Consider the following 19030-nt stretch of genomic DNA (forward strand, 5'->3'; position numbering starts at 1 on the left):
CACACGCGGTGCGTCCGACGCTCAGGGCTCGCCGGACGCGGCGGCCTTCCTGCGCCGCTCCCGGTGGTAGTGCGCGGTGCACAGGCCCCGGGCCAGCACGGGCCGCTCGCAGCCCTCTTGCGAGCACGGGACGGGCTCGGGCCGCGCGGGCCGCGTCGCCGACGGGCCGCCGCTGAACATCACCTCCGCCACCTCGAGCAGCCGGTCCACGTCCGGGCGGGACAGGTGGCGGGTGCGCGCGAAGCCCTCCAACCGGTGGCCCCCGGCGTCGTCCACGTCCTCCACCCGGAGCAGCTCCCACAGGGGCAGCTCCAGCGCGGAGGCCACCTGGAGGAGCGTCTCGTAGCTGGGGCTGCGCTCCCCGCGCTCCAGCAGCGACGCGAAGGACACGGAGATGCCGCACCGGACGGCGAAGTCCTCCTGGGTGAGGCCCCGGCGTTCTCTCAGCGCGCGAATCCGTCGGGCCAGGCCCTGCAGGTGTCCGTTCACCGTGGAAGCATCCGGGGGACCGGGTGACATGGCAGTTTCCTATGGTAGCGCACCCCTTCTGTTAAGGTCTCGCGCGCGGTGCGGGCCCACCCGGGTCCACCGCCACCAGGAGCCCTGCGAATCATGAGCGCCGTCGAGGGTACCAACTACTACTTCCGCAAGGCCGCGCGGATCATGGACGTGGGAACCCCCATCGAAACGCTGCTCGCCACGCCCCTGCGCGAGGTGAAGGTCCAGGTCTCCATCGAGATGGACTCCGGGGAGATTCGCACCTTCCTGGGCTACCGCATCCAGCACGACAACAGCCGCGGCCCCATGAAGGGCGGCCTGCGCTACCACCCCGCGCTGAACCAGGACGAGTCCTCGTCGCTCGCGTCGCTGATGACGTGGAAGACGGCCGTGGTGAACGTGCCCTACGGCGGCGCCAAGGGCGGCATCGCGTGCGACCCGTCGCAGCTGAGCCTCAAGGAGCTGGAGCGGCTGACGCGCAAGTTCGTCGACCAGATTCAGGACGTCATCGGTCCCACGCGGGACATCCCCGCCCCCGACGTCAACACCAACCCCCAGGTGATGGCGTGGATCATGGACCAGTACTCGCGCTACCACGGCCACTCGCCCGCCGTCGTCACGGGCAAGCCGCTGGAGCTGTACGGCTCCAAGGGCCGCGAGGCGGCCACCGGGCGCGGCCTGTTGTACGTGTGCCGTGAAATCCTGCGGGATTTGGGCCTGCCGGTGAAGGGCACGCGCTTCGCGGTGCAGGGCTTCGGCAACGTGGGCAGCCACACCGCGCAGCTGTTGTGGGAGGACGGCGGCGTGGTGGTGGCCGTGGCGGACGTGCTGGGCGGCATCCGCAACCCCGCGGGCCTGGACATCCCGTCGCTCTTCGAGCACGTCAAGCGCACCGGCACGGTGACGGGCTTCACGGGCGGCACGGCGTGCACCCACGAGGAGGTGCTCGCGGCCGACTGCGAGGTGCTCATCCCCGCGGCGCTGGGCCACGTGCTCACCCGGGACAACGCCAACAATGTCCGCGCCCGGCTCATCATCGAGGGCGCCAACGGCCCCACCCAGCCGGAGGCGGACGAAATCTTCGAGAAGCGCGGCATCTTCGTGGTGCCCGACGTGCTCGCCAGCTCCGGCGGCGTCACGGTGAGCTACTTCGAGTGGGTGCAGAACCTCCAGCACCTGTCCTGGGAAGAGGACCGCGTCAACGCGGAGCTGGAGAAGACGATGAAGGAGGCCTACGAGCGCGTGGCGCAGATTGCCCGCTCGCGCAAGGTCTCCATGCGGACGGCGGCCTACATCCTCGCCATCGGCCGGGTGGGCAAGGCCACCGTGCTGCGCGGCATCTGACACTCGGAGGCCCGTCCGTCCCCCGGGCGGGCGAGCCTGCCGCATCGCGGCAACGCCCGAGGGCCAGGCGTCCGGTGCAGGCTGTCCCTTCCGCCCGGGGCGCGCTTCCGCTAGACGCGCACGCTCATGGTCACCCTCCAGGACATCCTCACCGCGCGGGAGCGTCTGCGCGACGCCATCCGGCCCACGCCCTGCCCAGCCTCGGACTACTTCACCGAGCGCACCGAGTGCGGCGCGGTGTACTTCAAGCTGGAGAACCTCCAGCGCACCGGCGCCTTCAAGGAGCGCGGCGCGCTCAACAAGCTGTTGACGCTGTCGCCGGAGGAGCGCCAGCGGGGCGTCATCGCCGCGTCCGCCGGCAACCACGCGCAGGGCGTCGCCTACCACGCGCGCCGCCTGGGGGTGAAGGCCACCATCGTCATGCCGGAGCGCACGCCGCTCATCAAGGTGTCGCGCACGCGCGACGACTACGGCGCGCGCGTGGTGCTCAAGGGCTCCAACTACGACGAGGCCTACGCGGAGGCGCTGCGCATCCAGCAGTCGGAGGGGCTGGTCTTCGTGCACCCGTTCAATGACCCGCACGTCATCGCGGGCCAGGGCACCATCGGCCTGGAGCTGCTCGAGCAGTGGCCGGACGTGGAGGTGGTGCTGGTGCCCATCGGCGGCGGCGGGCTCATCTCCGGCATCGCGTGCGCGCTGAAGGAGAAGAAGCCCGGCATCCAGGTCATCGGCGTGCAGACGTCCACCATCGACAGCATGAAGGCCTCCGTCGCGGCGGGGAAGCTGATGGAGCTGCCGGCGGCGGGGACCACCATCGCGGACGGCATCGCGGTGAAGCGGGTGGGCGAGCTCACCTTCGAGATGGTGCGCAGGTACGTGGACACCATCGTGTCGGTGGACGAGGAGGAGATCGCCGCCGCCATCCTCACGCTGCTCGAGCAGGAGAAGAGCGTGGTGGAGGGCGCGGGCGCGGTGGGCGTGGCCGCGGTGCTCAACGGGCACGTGCCCCAGGCGAAGGGCAAGCGCACCGCCATCATCCTGAGCGGCGGCAACATCGACATGAACGTCATCAGCCGCATCATCGAGCGGGGCCTGGTGAAGGCGGGCCGCCTGGTGCAGCTCGAGGTGCGGCTGCCGGACCGGCCCGGCATGCTCGCGCGGCTGACGACGCGCATCGCGGACCTGAGGGCCAACGTGGTGGACCTGCACCACGAGCGCGCCTTCTCCAAGGCGGGGCTGGGCGAGGCCATGGTGGAGGTGACGCTGGAGACCACGGGCCCCTCTCACATCCGCGAGCTGGAGCAGGCCCTGGAGGAGCTGGGCTGGCAGGTGGCCCGGAAGTAACGGGAGGGGGCCTTGCACGCGGCCCGAGGGGGTCGGCCATACTGGGCCCATGCGTTCCCTGCTCGTCGCGCTGCTGGTCGCCGCCACTCCGCAAACCCCCGCCCAGAAGGCGAAGGAGCTCTCCGGACAGAAGGCCTGGGAGGAGCTGTACCTGGCCTTCTCCTCCGGTGACGCGACGGCGGTGCCCCCCGAGCAGCGCGCCGGGGTGTCCGGCGCGCTCGTGAAGGGCTGCCAGGCCCTGCTGAAGGACGACGCGGTGATGGCGTACTCGCTGGGCGAGCGCGCCGTGGTGTTCCAGGAGTCCGCTCCCGCGCTGCGCTGCCTGGCGAGCGCGGCCCGGAAGACCGAGCAGCGCGCCGCGGCCGAGGCGACCCTGGTCAAGGGCGTGACGCTCTTCCCCAAGGACGGCGCCTTCCCGCTGGAGTTGGGCAAGCTGCTGCTGGAGGAGCAGGACTCGGCGGGCGCCCAGGCGGCGCTGGAGAAGGTGCCCCCGCGCAGCCGCGAGGCCGCGGAGGCGAAGAAGCTGCTCCAGCAGGCGCGGCAGCAGACGCTGCAGGAGGACTCGGCGCGGGCGGAGGCGTCGCGCATCGAGAAGAAGCTCGGGGGCTCCCCCTCCCGGGGCGCTGAGACACGGCCGGCGAGCGCCCAGGCGGGCGACGACTCCACCGTCGTGGCCCTGGAGACGCGGCCAGGGATGAGCGTGCGCACGCCGCGCGTCGGCTTCGAGTCCGGCGTGAACTCCCTGGGCATGCGCGTGCGCGCCAACAGCCGGTACGTCATCACCTACTTCAACAACGACCGGGACTTCGCCCAGCGCGCCGAGTACGAGGGCCGCATCGTCGAGATACTCGATACGGCGCACCACTTCGTCCAGAAGGTCCTGGGCGAGACGCGTGAGCAGCCCGTGACGGTCGTCCTCTACACGTCGGCGGAGTTCCGCGTCGTGTTCGGTGACAGGGTCGCCAACAGCGTCGCGGGCATCTACAAGACCAACGCCATCCACATCAACAACGCCGCCGAACTGAACAGCCAGAACAAGGCGACCATCGTCCATGAGTACGTCCATGCCGTCATGGCGGAGATCTGCGGCAGTGGTGACCTCGACACGGCCTTCCTCCCCATGTGGTTCAGCGAGGGCGTGGCCATGTTCGTGGAGTGGAAGTACCTGGACATCCCGGGCCCCACCCCGGACATGATGGAGCAGATTCACGCCCTCCTCTCCACGTCGGACGTTCGCGTCATGAGCCTCCGGTCGATGACGAAGATCCCCCCTATCCGGATGGGGAACGCGGGGATGGCGTACGACATCTCCGGACTGGGGGTTAAGGAGCTGATGCGCCGTGAGGGGGCCTACCGCCTGATGACCCTCACCCGAGCCGTATGCAGGGGCCGGGGGCAGCCCTCCTTCGAGAAGGCGTTACTGACCCACTATGGGATGACCATGGATGACCTCGAAAAAGAGGTCGAGGAGTCGGTCCAGAAGAGGTAGCGGCCGGGCAAGCTCGGTCCATTTGGTTTACCCCTCCCCGGGAGTCACCTACACTCGCAGCCCCCCCATTTGCGCTGCGACGGTAACCGGGCAGTCCGCCGTCCGCAGCAAGGTGACGGATGTCGGACACGCGCGCGGCAATGAGAGAGTTTCGCTTCCTCGACGAGAAGCGAAAGCTGGGAAGCCTGTCTCCCGTGGAGGAGGCTCGCTGGGGTGAGCTGCGTGGTCTCCTCGGCATCCAGGATGCGCCCGCCGACGCCTCCGCGTGGCAGCAGCCGGAGGCCGCGCCCCAGGGCTACTACGGCGCCGATGGCCAGTGGTACGCCTACCCCGCCGGCTACGACCCCAACCAGGCCCATGCCCAGCAGGCCCAGGGCTACTACGGCGCCGACGGCCAGTGGTACGCCTACCCCGCCGGCTACGACCCCAACCAGGCCCAGGGCTACTACGGCGCCGATGGCCAGTGGTACGCCTACCCCGCCGGCTACGACCCCAACCAGGCCTACGCGCAGCAGGGGTACGACCCGAACCAGGCCTACGCCCAGCAGCCGTACGATCCGAACCAGGCCTACGCGGACTACCCGCAGCAGGGCTACGACCCGAACCAGGCCTACGCGCAGCAGGGCTACGACCCGAACCTGGCCTACGCGCAGCAGGGCTACGACCCGAACCAGGCCGCCTACGCGCAGCAGGGCTACGACCCGAACCAGGCCTACGCGCAGCAGGGCTACGACCCGAACCAGGCCGCCTACGCGCAGCAGCAGGGGTATGATCCGAACCAGGCCTATGCGCAGCAGGGTTACGACCCGAACCAGGCCTATGCGCAGCAGCAGGGCTGGGCTGGGCAGGACCCCGCGGCCGCCCAGGACCCGAGCGCCTACGCGCCGCAGCCCGCCACCGAGCCGGAGAACCTGCACCTCAGCTCGGACGACATCGACATCCCGGCGCTGAGCGAGCCCGCGCCGTGGATGGCGCCCGCCGCGACGCCCGAGGTCAGCGCGCCCGCCTCCGACGCCACCTCGTTCGAGGACGTGATGGAGGTCTCCGAGGCGGAGGTCGCGTCGGGGTTCGAGGCGGCGACGCCCGTGGAGGTTCCGACGAGCGCCGAGGATGACTTCAGCGCGCTGGGTGGCGCGGAGGAGCCCGCGGCCGCCGCGCAGGAGCCCGAGTCTTCGCTCGAGTCGTCCTTCGCCGACCTCTCCCTGGAGGTCGAGACGACGCCGGACGTCGTCGAGACGCCGGTGCTGGAGGCGCAGCCCGTCGAGGAGACCTCGCTCGAGTCCTCCGATGTGGAGGTTCCCTCGTCCGAGGTCGAGCTGCTCGATGCCTCGGCGGAGAGCGAGCCGGTGCTCGCGGAGGACCTCTCGTCGGCCCCGGTGGACGAGGCGTGGGCTTCGGCTCCGCTGGCGGTGGATCCACTCGAGTCCTCGCCGACGGAGGTCGCCGACGCGAACGACATCATCGATGTCGGCGCCATGGAGTCCGCCGAGCCCATCGCGCTCGACGCGGGTGATGTGGCGGAGGAGCTGGTGCTCGAGGCCTCGGAGGTGAGCGACGCGTCGTCCTCCCCCGTGGAGCTCTCGGCTGGGGACGTCGATGCGGGCACGGCCGAGGAGCTCTCGCTCGACGCCTCCGACGTCAGCGAGGTGTCCGCGTCCACGGGTGACGCGGCTGGCTCGCCGCAGCCTGAGCCCACGCCGGAGGCGACGGACGCCGAGGTGTGGATGGCCTCCACGGCCACGCAGGCGACCTCGGGCGAGGACGGCGCATCCGCGGGCGAGTCACCCACGTTCGACGTCGCGGAGGTTGGAGCGGAGGCGGTCTCGACGACGCCGCTGCCCTTCAGCTCGAGCACGGTTCCCTCGTTGGAGCTTCGCTCCGTGCAGGTGGGACCCGACCTCCAGGCGGACACCATCGAGGTCGACACGGAGGCCGCGCCCGCTTCGCAGGATGCGTTCGACCTGAGCGGCAGCCCCGAGGAGGCCGTTCCCCTCGCGACCGCGGGAGACTTCCTGGAGCCCGGGCAGTTCACCGCCTCGGCGGAGCGCAGTCTGGACCTCCCGGCCTACGGCGGCGCGGAGGAGGCCTGGAGCACGCAGTCGAGCGAGCTGGAGCCGCTGGCCAGCAGCGCGGGCATGGCGTCACAGGCGACGGGCGGCGCGGAGTGGTCCTCCGGCGAGGCGCCGGCCGAGGGTGGTTCCGCGGAGTGGAGCGCGGCGGCGCAGGGCTCGGAGGTCATCGAGCTGCAGCCGGAATGGGCTTCGGCCAACGCCGAGGCCGCGCAGCCCACCTGGGACGCGACGGGAGAGCAGACGGCGGAGGCCGCATCGACCGAGGGGTCGACGTCCGAGGCACAGCCCGAGTGGAGCGCGACGAGCGAAGGCGCCTCGACGGAAGAACGGACGGCGACCACGTCATCGGAGTGGTCGACGGGTGAGGCGGGAACAGAGGCCACGGCGACCGACGCCGCGGCGGACGCGGCCTCGGCCGCGTGGAGCGCGTCCGAGACGGAGCAGGCACACGACACGTCGGAGAACACCACCGCGCAGTCCGAGTGGGCCGCCGCGGAGGAGCTTCCCGCCGACGCCGTGCAGACGGATGAGTCCGCGCCCGTGACGGAGTCGCCTGGAGCGCAGCCGGAATGGATGGCGACCGAAGAGCTTCCGGCAGACACCGTGCAGTCGGAGTGGTCTGCGTCCTCCGCGCAGACGACTGCCACGCAGGCTGAGTGGGCGGCCACGGAAGAGCTTCCCGCCGACGCGGTGCAGGCCGACGGGTCTGCGTCCTCGACGGAGTCGCCTGCCGCGCAGCCCGAGTGGGCAGCCGCGGAAGAGCTTCCCGCCGACGCCGTGCAGGCTGAGTGGTCCGCCACGTCGACGGAGACTCCCGCCGCCCAGCCCGAGTGGGCCGCCACGGAAGAGCTTCCCGCCGATGCCGTGCAGGCTGAGTGGTCCGCCACGTCGACGGAAACTCCCGCCGCCCAGCCCGAGTGGGCCGCCACGGAAGAACTCCCTGCGGATGCGGTGCAGGCCGAGTGGTCCGCTGCCTCGACGGAGACTCCCGCCGCCCAGTCCGAGTGGGCCGCCACGGAAGAGCTTCCCGCCGACGCCGTGCAGGCTGAGTGGTCCGCCACGTCGACGGAGACTCCCGCCGCCCAGCCCGAGTGGGCCGCCACGGAAGAGCTTCCCGCCGACGCCGTGCAGGCTGAGTGGTCCGCCACGCCGACGGAGACGCCTGCCGCGCAGCCCGAGTGGGCCGCCGCCGAAGAACTCCCTGCGGATGCGGTGCAGGCCGAGTGGTCTTCGTCCTCGACGGAGATGCCTGCCACGCAGCCCGAGTGGGCCGCCGCCGAAGAGCTTCCCGCCGACGCCGTGCAGGCTGAGTGGTCCGCCACGTCGACGGAGACTCCCGCCGCCCAGCCCGAGTGGGCCGCCACGGAAGAGCTTCCCGCCGACGCCGTGCAGGCCGAGTGGTCCGCCACGTCGACGGAAACTCCCGCCGCGCAGCCCGAGTGGGCCGCCGCCGAAGAGCTTCCCGCGGATGCGGTGCAGGCCGAGTGGTCTTCGTCCTCGACGGAGACGCCTGCCGCGCAGGCAGAGTGGGCCGCCACGGAAGAGCTTCCCGCCGACGCCGTGCAGGCCGAGTGGTCCGCCACGTCGACGGAGACGCCTGCCGCGCAGGCCGAGTGGTCGGCCACGGAAGAGCTTCCCGCCGATGCCGTGCAGGCCGAGTGGTCTGCTTCCTCGACGGAGGCTCCTGCCGCGCAGGCCGAGTGGGCGGCCACGGAAGAGCTTCCCGCCGACGCCGTGCAGGCCGAGTGGTCCGCCACGTCGACGGAAACTCCCGCCGCGCAGCCCGAGTGGGCCGCCGCCGAAGAACTCCCTGCGGATGCGGTGCAGGCCGAGTGGTCCGCTGCCTCGACGGAGACGCCTGCCGCGCAGGCAGAGTGGGCCGCCACGGAAGAGCTTCCCGCCGACGCGGTGCAGGCCGAGTGGTCTGCCTCCTCGACCGAGACTCCCGCCGCGCAGGCAGAGTGGGCCGCCACGGAAGAGCTTCCCGCCGACGCAGTGCAGGCCGAGTGGTCCGCGTCCGCGACGGAGGCGACTGCTACACAGCCCGAGTGGGAGGCGACGCCTGAAATCGCCCCGGACGCCGTGCAAGCAGAGTCGTCCACTTCAACAGATGTCATTGCCGCGCAGACCGAGTGGGCTGCCACGCCGGAGATTGCTCCGGACGCCGTTCAGACGGAGTGGACGGCTTCATCAACGGAGACGCCGGCCGCGCAGCCCGAGTGGGCTGCCGTCGAAGAGCTTCCCGCGGACGCGGTGCAGGCCGAGTGGTCTTCGTCCACGCCGGAGGCCCCTGCGGCGCAGCCCGAGTGGTCCGCCACCGAAGAGCTTCCCGCCGACGCCGTGCAGTCCGAGTGGTCTTCGTCCACAACGGAGACGCCTGCCCCGCAGGCAGAGTGGTCCGCTACGGAAGAGCTTCCCGCGAACGCGGTGCAGACCGACTGGTCCGCGGCCTCCACGGAGACGCCTGCCGCGCAGTCTGAGTGGGCGGCCATGCCGGAGATTGCTCCGGATGGGGTGCAGACCGACGGGTCTGCCTCGTCGAGCGCCGCGCAGCCCGAGTGGTCCACCACCGAAGAGCTTCCCGCGGACGCGGTGCAGGCCGAGTGGTCCCCCACGTCGACGGAAACTCCTGCCGCGCAGCCCGAGTGGGCGGCGACAGAACTGCCCGCCGACGCCGTGCAGTCGACCGAGTGGTCCGCATCCTCGACGGAGGCGCCCGCCACTCAGCCTGAGTGGGCCGCTTCCGAAGAGATTCCCGTCGACGCCGTGCAGGCCGAATGGTCTTCGACGGAGGCATCCGCCGCGCAGCCTGAGTGGGCCGCCACGGAAGAGCTCCCCGCGGACGCCGTGCAGACGGATTGGTCCGCATCCTCGGCGGAGGCTCCTGCCGCTCAGCCCGAGTGGTCCGCCACCGAAGAGCTTCCCGTGGATGCGGCTCAGCCCGAGTGGTCCGCCACGTCGACCGAGACGCCTGCCACGCAGCCCGAGTGGGCCGCCGCCGAAGAACTCCCTGCGGATGCCGTGCAGGCCGAGTGGTCCGCGTCCTCCACAGAGGCCACTGCGTCACAGCCTGAATGGGCCGCCGAAGAACTCCCCGCGGACGCGGTCCAGGCCGAGTGGTCCGCCAACTCCACGGAGGCCCCCTCCGCTCCGTCCCAGTGGTCCGCGACGCCGGAGCTTGCCGCGGACCCGGTGCAGACCGATTGGTCCGCGTCGACCGCGGAGTCGTCCACCGCTCAGCCTGAATGGGCTGCCACGGAAGAGCTCCCCGCCGACGCCGTCCTCTCTGAAGAGCCCACGGCTTCGCCCGCCGCCCCCACGGAGCAGCCGGAGTGGGCCGCGGAGGAGCTCCCCGCCGACGCCGTCCAGGCCGAGTGGTCCTCGACCGACGCGACCCACACGGCTCAGCCCGAGTGGTCCACCACCGAAGAGCTCCCGGCCGACGCCGTCCAGCCCGAGTGGTCCTCCGCCCAGGACTCGTCGACCTGGGACAACACCGCCACCGCGGAGCCGTCCAACGCGCAGGCCGAGTGGAGCGAGGCCCCGGTCGACGTGGAGCCGATGGTCGAGCTCTCCGCCACCGAGCAGCTCCCAGCCGAGCCCATCCAGGCCGAGGAGGTCTCCTGGGCCGAGGAGCAGCCCGCCGCGCCCGCCGCTTCATGGCAGGCCCAGAACGGCCACGCGTTCGGCGCCCCCGTGACGGACCTCTCCGCCTCCATCGAGGAGGAGGTCCCCGTCGAGCTCGAGCAGGAACAAGAGCAGGAGCTCGCCGAAATCGAGCTGGTGGAAGAGGCCCCCGATCCCACGCCGACGCCCGCCACCGCCGTGGCCGCCGCGGCGATGAGCGCGGCCCTGCGCTCGCCCTACCCCACGCCTCCCGCGCGAGCCACGCCCTCGCTGGCCGCGAGCCCGCAGCCGCTCGCCGCCGTGAGGGAGCCGCTCTTCGCCGCCGCCGTGCCCCTGCACGCCGACTCCATCACCTCGTTCATCGAGGGCGAACACCGCGTCATCATCCACACCGTGGAAGGCCAGGTGAAGCGCGGCACCATCCGCGACGCGGACCTGCTCGACGAGGTCATCTCCCTGGAGCAGCAGAGCGGCTTCGCCCCGGAGCAGATTCCCGGCAAGCGCGTGAAGGCCATCTTCTTCATGCTCCCCGCCGGCGCGCGCCAGCCCCAGGCCGAGGGCCAGAAGATTCGCGTCACCTTCAACGACGGCCGCCAGGTCGCGGGCTTCTCCCAGGACTTCAAGAGCACCACCCCGGGCTTCTTCGTCGTCCCCGCCGACCAGCGCACCAACACCGCGCGCATCTTCATCTACCGCGCCAGCGTGCAGGCCGTCGCCGAGGGCTGAAGCCCTCCACGAAAGCCACACCCGAGGGGCCCCACCACCGGTGGCGGCCCCTCTTTCATTTCCGCGCGCGCGCCGACCCGAGGCGCCCACGCACGAAACGAAGAAGGGCCCCCACACACCGTGGAGGCCCTTCATTCACGTCAGTCGCTGTCGAGCGACCCGCGGACTACTTCTTCGCGGGGGCCGCGGCGGGCGCCTTCTTCGTCAGGGACAGGTCCAGGTTCACCGTGACTTCCTCACCCACCGCCACGCCGCCCGTCTCCAGCGCCGTGTTGTAGGTCAGGCCGAAGTCCTTGCGGTTCAGCTTCGTCGTCGCGGACACGCCCGTGCGGGTGTTGCCCCAGGGGTCCTTCGACTCCGCCGACGGGCCCGTGACGTCCAGGACGACCGGCTTGGTGACGCCGTGCATGGTCAGGTTGCCGGTGACCTTCAGCTTGCCCTCGCCCGCCTTCTCCACCTTCGTCGACTTGAAGGTGATGGTGGGGTACTTCGCCGTGTCGAAGAAGTCCGGCGCCTTCAGGTGCTCGTCACGCTTGGCGTTGCCCGTGTTCACCGTCGCCGCGTCGAGCGTGGCCTCCACGGTGGACTTGGTGATGTCCTTCTCATCCAGGTTCACCGCGCCCTGCTTGATGTTGAACGAGCCCGTCACGTTCGACACCATCATGTGCTTCACGGTGAAGCCCGCGCTGGAGTGGGCCGGGTCCACGTCCCACGTGGCGGCAAAGGCGAGGGACGGCAGGGCCACCAGCAGGGCAATCGCGCTCTTCAGGGTCGTCTTCATAGGGGTGTGCTCCTCGAATGATGAACTGCGGGTTCAGGCGCGCAGCGCGAAGCTGCGCATGGACAAGGTTCCGTGATGGAAGCCCTCGAACACGGGGGTGATGCGGTCTTCGGGGAGGGCGGCTCCGAGGACGAAGTACAGCGGCAACAAATGCTCGGCCCTTGGATGCGCGAGCGTCGCATTCGGTGCATCCAACCATGATTGAAGCCCCGTGAAGTCGCGCGCCTCCAACTTGTTCGCGACCCACGTGTCGAACGACTGCGCCCACGGCTCCGGGGACGCATCCTTCTCTCGGAAATTCACCCGGCGCAGGTTGTGGACGATGCCACCACTGCCCATCAGCAGCACGCCTTCTTCACGCAGCGGCCGCAGCACCTCGCCCATCCTCGCGATGTCCGCCGCGCGCGCGCCCAGCGGCATCGACACCTGCACCACCGGCAACGTCGCGCGTGGAAACGTGTGGAGCAGCGGTACCCACGCGCCATGGTCCAACCCGCGCTCGCCATCCGCGACGGCCTCGAGGCCCGCGGACTTCAGCCGGCCCACCACGTCCGCGGCCAGCGCGGGCGCGCCCGGCGCCGCGTAGCGAAGCTGGTACAGCGCGTTCGGAAAACCGTGGAAGTCATAGACGAGCGGCGGCCGCTCGCTGGCGGTGACGCGCACCTCGCCGGGCGTCTCCCAGTGCGCCGAGACGACGACGAGCGCCTTCGCCGTGGACACGCCCTCGCCGAAGTTCTTCAGCGCTCGCGGGTACGCGTCCGTGTCCAGCGCCACCATCGGCGAGCCGTGGGAGACGAAGAGCGCCGGGGCCTTCGCCTGCCCGCTCGCGGAGCCCGTGCCCAGGGCGCCCGCCACCCCGGCCGCCGCCATGCCCTGCAGCACTCCTCGCCTGTCCAAGCCGCCTCCCATGATGGCGCCTTCTACTGCAACCCCAGGACCAACGTCCCCGGGATTCCAACCCCTTGAAATGACTCCCACCTCACAACCTGTCGTGCAGGAAACATCTCAAAACGATAGAGAGAGGCATCACTTTGGAAGGAGCGGGACACCGTGGCGGGTCAATTCGAGCTGGGGCTGGGCGAGCTCTTGTCCTTCGAACCGGGGGGCGGGCTCATCCACTTCGCGGGGCAGCGGGTGCTGCTCATGGACCCGGTGGCGCTGGGACTGCTCCGCAAGGAGCTGGTGAACCTGATGGGCATGACGGCCGCGCGGGGCATCTTCACGCGGCTGGGCTACGCGCACGGCTGGCGCACGGCGGAGGCGATGAAGGGGGCGGTGCCCTGGACGGATGAGTCCCTGTGGCGCCGCGCGGGCGGACGGCTGCACACGCTGCAGGGCCAGGTGCGGGTGGAGCGGATGGAGCGCAAGCCCGAGGAGGGCCCGGAGCCCTTCGCCGAGGCGCAGTGGCGCGACTCGTACGAGGCCGAGCAGCACCTGCTGCACCTGGGCCGCGCGGACCATCCGGTGTGCTGGAGCCTCACCGGCTTCGCGTCCGGGTACATGAGCTACGTCAACGGCCGGGAAATCTACTGCACGGAGCTGCGCTGCGTGGGCCAGGGGGACGCGGCGTGCCACATCGTCGGCCGCCCCTCGGAGGAGTGGACCACCGAGTGCAAGGAGGTGCTGCGCTTCTACGAGACGCAGTGCATGGAGGGCGTGCTCGCGCAGGTGACGGACGCGCTGAAGCAGGCGGAGCGCAAGCTGCGCGCCAAGCGCCAGTCGCTCGCGCGCGTGGGCGTGACGGAGGACCCGGCCGGCATGGTGGCGCGCGCGGAGGCCATGCAGCGGGTCATCAACCTGGGCCGCCGCGCGGCGAAGGTGGACTCCACGGTGCTCGTCACCGGCGAGAGCGGCGTGGGCAAGGAGAGAATCGCCCGCCTCATCCACGACGAGTCCACGCGCGCGCACAAGGCCTTCGTGGCCGTCAACTGCGCGGCCGTCACCGAGAGCCTCCTGGAGAGCGAGCTGTTCGGCCACGTGAAGGGCGCCTTCACCGGCGCGACCCACGACAGGCCGGGCCTCTTCGAGGCCGCGCACGGCGGCACCCTCTTCCTGGATGAAGTGGGCGAGGTGCCGGCCTCCATGCAGGCCAAGCTCTTGCGGGCGCTGCAGGAGAAGGAGGTGCGGCGCGTGGGAGAGAACACCAGCCGCAAGGTGGACGTGCGCGTGGTGGCCGCCACCAACCGCGACCTGAGCGAGGAGGTGAAGTCCGGCCGCTTCCGCCAGGACCTCTACTACCGCCTGCGCGTCATCGAGCTGCGCATCCCCCCCTTGCGCGAGCGGCGCGAGGACATCCTGCCCCTGGCCCGGCTGCTGCTCGCCGAGGCCGCGGAGCGACTGGGCCGCAAGGTGTCGGGCCTGTCACCGGACGCGGCCGACCAGCTCCTGCGCTACGAGTGGCCGGGCAACGTGCGCGAGCTGGGCAACGCCCTAGAGCGCGCGGTTGCCCTGTGCGAGGGCAGCCGCGTGGAGCGCGAGGACCTGCCGGAGGAGGTCCGCGCCGCGCCGCCCAGCCTCATGCCCAGCGGCAACCCGCGCAGGCTCGAGGACATGGAGAAGGAGTACATCCTCGCGGTGCTGGCACAGAACGCGGGCAACCGGGCGCGCACCGCCGAGCAGCTCGACATCGGCGTGGCCACGCTCTACCGCAAGCTCAAGCAGTACGGCCACCCGGAGGCGGCCCACTGAGCCTTTCGGCTCAGTTCAGGTACTGGTCGCGGTCCGGCTTGTCCTTGTTCCTGCCCACCACGTGCAGGTGCTTGGAGCGGTCCTTGAGCTGTCGCTGCAGCCGCCAGTGCTGCAGCTGCAGCATGAACCGCTTGGGGCTGGCGCCCTTGACGTAGGCGAACACCAGCAGCAGCGCGACGACGTGCGGCAGCTGGCTCAAGAAGCCCGCCGTCAGCACGCGCAGCACCACGAAGCCCGCGCCGATGCCGGCGAACGCGTTGCCCGACAGGGGGATGCCCCAGAAGTTCGTCTGCCCCTTGCCGATGACCAGGCCGTAGGCGACCCACAGCACCGAGCCCATCACCCAGCCGCCCTGGTAGCCCGCCGGCAGCGGCATGAAGAGCCCCACCACGCCCAGCACGAAGCCGGCGAGCGCCGTGCAGCCCACCGCCACCATCAACAGCCGCTTCGAGCCCCAGTAGCTCTCCAGCCACCCGCCGATGGACCACAGGAGCAGCGCGCCGAAGAGGATGCTGAACGGCTCGCTCTCGATGAAGGCGTAGGTGAAGGGCTGCCAGAGGAACAGGTTGCCGAAGACGGTGTTCGGCGACAGCAGCAGGAGCAGGCTGTTGCCCGCGCCCTGGTAGCGCAGCACCAGGAAGAGCACGGAGCCCGCCACCAGGCCCACCGCCAGCTTGGACGCCGTGGTCTCCAGGCCGGGGAACCCACCACCGCCACCCCGGCCGCCGAAGCTGCGCATCGGTCGCATTCATTCCTCCACTACGGACTCGACAAGTCGACCAAAGGTGGTGGAACCCCGCCTGCTTCGCAACCCCAAACGACGAAGGGCGCCCCACCCGGTCCCGGGAGAGCGCCCTCGTACGTCGACGTCCAGCGTCGAGAACCGCCGAATCAGGCCGTCTTCGCGCGGTAGAAAATCGTGATGGTCAGACAGTGGAACTCCTTGTCCGAGGACTGGGTCACCACCTTGTCCACCACCTCGATGTTGACCAGATTCTCCTTGAGCCACTTGGTGATGTTCTCACCCATGTTCTCGCGATCACGCGCGAGCGTGGTGGAGAACACCTTGACTCCCGTGAAGCTCGTAACGCCCATTCCGACCCTCGTCTCAAGCTGAGATTCTGGACGTTTACCCCGAGACGATTCCGCTATCAAGAAACGGGCCCGATTTACCGGCCTTGAGCGGTCCTGGCCGCCCCACCCCGACCCCGCGTGGAGCCACCGCGCCCACCGTCACGCAGCCGACATCCGCGGTTCCCTGCGGGCCAGGACCTCGCGCGGGGGGGGTGCCCACACGAGGCCCGGCGGCGCGTCACGGGCGGGAGGCGGCGGCCCGGCGATTCTGGCAGGAGACCTCGTCCTTGCAGGCCGGGCCGATGCCCTCCGGGTGGGCGGTGAGGGGCGTCTTGTCGCTCTCCTCCACGCCGCACACGACGCACTTGCGCTTGCGGTTGCGGCGCTCCGCCCGACGCTGCTCGGCGATGGCCTTGGCCCGCTCGCGGGCCGTCTTCGCATCCACCTCGTTCGTCATCTCGCGTCCCGGTTGGAAGTCGTGTTCGGGCATCAGAGCGCCTCGACCAACACGGCGATGCCCTGGCCGCCCCCGATGCAGGCGGAGCCGATACCATAGCGTCCACCGCGACGCTTGAGCTCATAGACGAGCGTCGTGGTGATGCGCGCGCCGGACGCGCCCAGCGGGTGGCCCACCGCGATGGCGCCGCCGTTGACGTTGGTCTGCTCGCGCGGCAGCCCCAGCTCCTTCTCCACCGCCAGGTACTGGGGCGCGAAGGCCTCGTTCACCTCGAACAGGTCCACATCGGAGAGCTTCGCCTGCGCGCGCTCCAGCAATTGGCGGATGGCGGGCGCCGGGCCGATGCCCATCACCTTCGGGTCACACCCGGACACGCCCCAGTTCACCAGCCGGGCGATGGGCTTCAGGCCGTGCTTCTGCACGAAGCTGCCCGTCGCCATCACCATGCTGCCGGCGCCGTCGCAGATGCCGCTGGCCGCGCCCGCGTGCACCACGCCGTCCTTCTTGAAGACCTTGGGCAGCTTGCGCAGGCCCTCCACCGTGGTCTCCGGGCGGTTGTGCTCGTCCCTGGAGACGACGACGTCGCCCTTCTTCCCCTTGAGGGTGATGGGCGCGATTTCATCCTGGAAGCGGCCCGCCTCCTGCGCGGCGGCGAAGCGCTTCTGCGTGAGCACCGCGTACTCGTCCACCTGGTCCTGGGTGAGCGCGTAGTCCACCGCGAGCTGCTCGGCGGTGAGCGCCATGGGCTGGCCGGTGTAGCTGTCCGTCAGCGCCGTCCACAGCATGTCCTCCAGGCTGCCCTTGCCCAGCGGCAGGCCCCAGCGCGCGCCGCGGATGACGTGGGGCGCCTGGCTCATGGACTCGGTGCCGCCGGCCAGCACGCAGCTCGCCTGCTCGGTGAGCATCAGCTCCGCCGCGGTGACGAACGCCTGGAACCCGGAGCCGCACAGGCGGTTGACCCCCAGGGCCGGCACGGGGACGGGCACGCCCGTCTTCAGGCCCACGTGGCGGGGCAGGTAGATGGCATCCGCGCTCGTCTGCACCACGTTGCCGTACACGACGTGCTGCACCAGCTCCGGGGACACCTTCGACTGGGCGAAAGCGGCCTTCGCGGACTCCACGGCCAGGTCGGTGGCGCTCAGGTCCTTCAGGCTGCCGCCATAGGTGCCGAACGGGGTGCGCTTGCCGGAAAGAAAGAAGATTTCCTCGGTCTTGGACACGCTCTTCATGGTGCTCGTCTACCTACTCCCAAGGGGCGCGCGGTGCACGCGCGCAGTGATGGTCCTGGCGGGGTTTCAGGCCGCGCGCCGTCCCAGGAAGGCGCTGGCGACGATGGCAAGCGCCATCACCGTCCACAACAGCCCTTGCAGGTTCTGCCGGCGGATCTCCTTCCGGCCGAGCCCGCGATACCAGGAACGTCCGGCCTCCACCCGACCTTCCCACGAGAAGTCGCTGGCGGGCGTCAGGCCCTCCATGCGGCGCAGGTGGGCGCGCAGCAGGCGTTCGGGCGGAGCGTCCGCCAGTGAACCGCTCCGGTAGACGCCGGGCACGTCGAGCGCGGGCCGGCGATAACCGGCGGTGATGACGAAGCCTTCCGGAGCCAGGGGGGTGAGGAAGTAGAGGCGGGGCTCGCCGTCCGCCGTCTGGTACACGGTGGCGAAGACGCGCTCGGTGGGGTGGGCCCAGTCGTAGGAGCGCATGGCCTTCTGGAGAGGCGGCTTCTCCTCGTGGCTGCCGAGCGCCACGAAGCCCAGGGCCTGCAGGTGGATGGAGACCTGCGCCAGCTCCAGGGGCAGGTCCATCTGGTCGGCGGGCGCCTCGGGCTCCACGCGGACCGTGTGAGGGAAGAGGAACAGCACGGCGCGCCAGAAGTTGAGCGCCAGGAGGACGATGGCGAGCACGAGACCCGCGACGACGATGCCCAGCTCGGCGAGGACGTTCATTCGGTGAGCACCTGGAGACGTGGCCCGCCCCTGGGGCTTGGGCCAGCGGGGCACCCTAGCCCAAACTCCAGGTGCTTTCGCACCACCCGCGTTCAGCGTCGGGAGGCGGTCGACGGCAGGGAGCGCCAGCGCTCCAGGTCGACGCCCTTGAGCGGATCCTTGCCCTCGAGGAAGCGCTCCAGGTGGCCCAGCGAGTCGACGCCGAAGAACAGCTCGTCGCCCACGAGCACGGTGGGCACGCCGAAGGCGCCCGCGGCGATGGCCTCCTCGGTGTTGCGGCGCAGGCGGTCCTTGATGTCCTGGCTGCCGGCGGCCTCGAGCAGCGCGGGGGCATCCAGGCCCGCGGCGCGGAGGGCCACGGTGACCTGCTCGGGCGACTCCACGCCCTTCCCGCCGCCCCAGGCCTCCGCGTAGAGGGCCGACACCAGCCGGGCGCGGGCCTCCAGGTCATCCACGGCGGCCGTCACGCGCAACGGGAGCAACGGGACGAAGGGATGCGAGGGAGGAGGGCCGAAGGGCACGCCCAGCTCGTGGGCGATGCGGAAGGTGTGCTTGAAGATATAGCCGCGCTTGGCGGGGACCTCGGCGGGGCCGATGTTGCCGGTAGCGTTGAGCACGCCCGCGAGCAGCACGGGGACGGGCTCCAGCACGCGGCCATGGCGCGCGGCGATGGCGGGCATGCGCGTCCACGCGAGGTAGGCGTAGGGGGAGAGATAGTCGAAACAGAAGCGCAGGGGCGGGAGGGCCATGCCGCGCACTCTACCCTCCTGGCGCCGGCTGTTCGCCGTGACACCTGCGCGTGACGTGAGGCGGCGTACCTTCCGGCTCCCGCGCAGCGCGGCACCACACCCCTCCAAGAGAGCATCGCGTCCCGTGCGTTGCCAGAGCGCGCAGTGCTCCCTCAACGGTGCTGCGTTTCACGTGGGCTCGCGCGCCCGCACGTTGCCGGAGCGTTCCGTCCATGATGCGGTCACTTCACGCGAGCCG

14 protein-coding genes are annotated in these 19030 nt (G+C 70.6%); 5 read left to right on the top strand and 9 right to left on the bottom strand.

What is annotated here, in order from left to right; all coding sequences use genetic code 11:
- Nucleotides 1–21: 21 nt before the first annotated feature.
- Nucleotides 22–519 carry a helix-turn-helix domain-containing protein gene (locus tag FL311_RS03900; RefSeq protein WP_141323527.1) on the bottom strand — a complete coding sequence of 166 codons (498 nt, stop codon included), beginning with the start codon at nucleotides 517–519 and terminating at the stop codon, nucleotides 22–24.
- A 93-nt stretch (nucleotides 520–612) separates the two neighbouring features.
- Here FL311_RS03900 and FL311_RS03905 point away from each other — a divergent pair, with 93 nt between their 5' ends.
- The 4 genes from FL311_RS03905 (at nucleotide 613) to FL311_RS03920 (ending at nucleotide 11100) form a co-directional block, all read left to right on the top strand.
- The gene (locus FL311_RS03905) at nucleotides 613–1842 is read left to right on the top strand and encodes a Glu/Leu/Phe/Val dehydrogenase (RefSeq protein ID WP_141323528.1); all 1230 of its coding nucleotides are present in this window, start codon (nucleotides 613–615) and stop codon (nucleotides 1840–1842) included.
- A gap of 126 nt (nucleotides 1843–1968) precedes the next feature.
- Complete coding sequence (ilvA, locus tag FL311_RS03910; RefSeq protein ID WP_141323530.1) at nucleotides 1969–3186, top strand: threonine ammonia-lyase; 1218 nt, start codon at nucleotides 1969–1971, stop codon at nucleotides 3184–3186.
- A 49-nt stretch (nucleotides 3187–3235) separates the two neighbouring features.
- Nucleotides 3236–4675, top strand: coding sequence for a hypothetical protein (locus FL311_RS03915; RefSeq protein ID WP_141323531.1), 1440 nt, complete (start codon nucleotides 3236–3238; stop codon nucleotides 4673–4675).
- A gap of 140 nt (nucleotides 4676–4815) precedes the next feature.
- Nucleotides 4816–11100, top strand: coding sequence for a hypothetical protein (locus FL311_RS03920; RefSeq protein WP_228556657.1), 6285 nt, complete (start codon nucleotides 4816–4818; stop codon nucleotides 11098–11100).
- Between the two features lie 166 nt (nucleotides 11101–11266).
- On the opposite strand, the gene FL311_RS03925 is transcribed toward FL311_RS03920, so the two are convergent.
- Together FL311_RS03925 and FL311_RS03930 are read right to left on the bottom strand one after the other, a co-directional pair.
- A complete protein-coding gene (locus FL311_RS03925) occupies nucleotides 11267–11881 on the bottom strand; it encodes a YceI family protein (RefSeq protein WP_141323535.1) in 615 nt (204 codons plus the stop codon).
- A 33-nt stretch (nucleotides 11882–11914) separates the two neighbouring features.
- On the bottom strand, nucleotides 11915–12790 hold the full coding sequence (locus tag FL311_RS03930; RefSeq protein ID WP_141323537.1) for a dioxygenase: 876 nt from the start codon (nucleotides 12788–12790) through the stop codon (nucleotides 11915–11917).
- A gap of 141 nt (nucleotides 12791–12931) precedes the next feature.
- Here FL311_RS03930 and FL311_RS03935 point away from each other — a divergent pair, with 141 nt between their 5' ends.
- The gene (locus FL311_RS03935; RefSeq protein ID WP_141323539.1) at nucleotides 12932–14569 is read left to right on the top strand and encodes a sigma-54-dependent Fis family transcriptional regulator; all 1638 of its coding nucleotides are present in this window, start codon (nucleotides 12932–12934) and stop codon (nucleotides 14567–14569) included.
- Nucleotides 14570–14579: 10 nt separating this feature from the next.
- On the opposite strand, the gene FL311_RS03940 is transcribed toward FL311_RS03935, so the two are convergent.
- The 6 genes from FL311_RS03940 to FL311_RS03965 all read right to left on the bottom strand — a co-directional run bounded on the left by FL311_RS03940 (nucleotide 14580) and on the right by FL311_RS03965 (nucleotide 18792).
- Complete coding sequence (locus FL311_RS03940; protein WP_141323541.1) at nucleotides 14580–15317, bottom strand: DUF1751 domain-containing protein; 738 nt, start codon at nucleotides 15315–15317, stop codon at nucleotides 14580–14582.
- A 143-nt stretch (nucleotides 15318–15460) separates the two neighbouring features.
- Nucleotides 15461–15664, bottom strand: a complete 204-nt coding sequence (locus FL311_RS03945) for a hypothetical protein (RefSeq protein ID WP_046715756.1) — start codon at nucleotides 15662–15664, stop codon at nucleotides 15461–15463.
- Nucleotides 15665–15881: 217 nt separating this feature from the next.
- Nucleotides 15882–16100, bottom strand: coding sequence for a hypothetical protein (locus FL311_RS03950; protein WP_141323581.1), 219 nt, complete (start codon nucleotides 16098–16100; stop codon nucleotides 15882–15884).
- 32 nt (nucleotides 16101–16132) lie between these two features.
- The gene (locus tag FL311_RS03955; RefSeq protein ID WP_141323542.1) at nucleotides 16133–17329 is read right to left on the bottom strand and encodes an acetyl-CoA C-acetyltransferase; all 1197 of its coding nucleotides are present in this window, start codon (nucleotides 17327–17329) and stop codon (nucleotides 16133–16135) included.
- Between the two features lie 66 nt (nucleotides 17330–17395).
- Entirely contained in the window at nucleotides 17396–18043 is a 648-nt protein-coding gene (locus FL311_RS03960; protein ID WP_141323543.1) for a hypothetical protein, read from the bottom strand.
- Nucleotides 18044–18135: 92 nt separating this feature from the next.
- Nucleotides 18136–18792, bottom strand: a complete 657-nt coding sequence (locus FL311_RS03965; RefSeq protein ID WP_141323545.1) for a 2-hydroxychromene-2-carboxylate isomerase — start codon at nucleotides 18790–18792, stop codon at nucleotides 18136–18138.
- Nucleotides 18793–19030 lie beyond the last annotated feature (238 nt).

Source organism: Myxococcus sp. AB025B (assembly GCF_006518215.1).
Classification (GTDB): Bacteria; Myxococcota; Myxococcia; order Myxococcales; family Myxococcaceae; genus Myxococcus; species Myxococcus fulvus.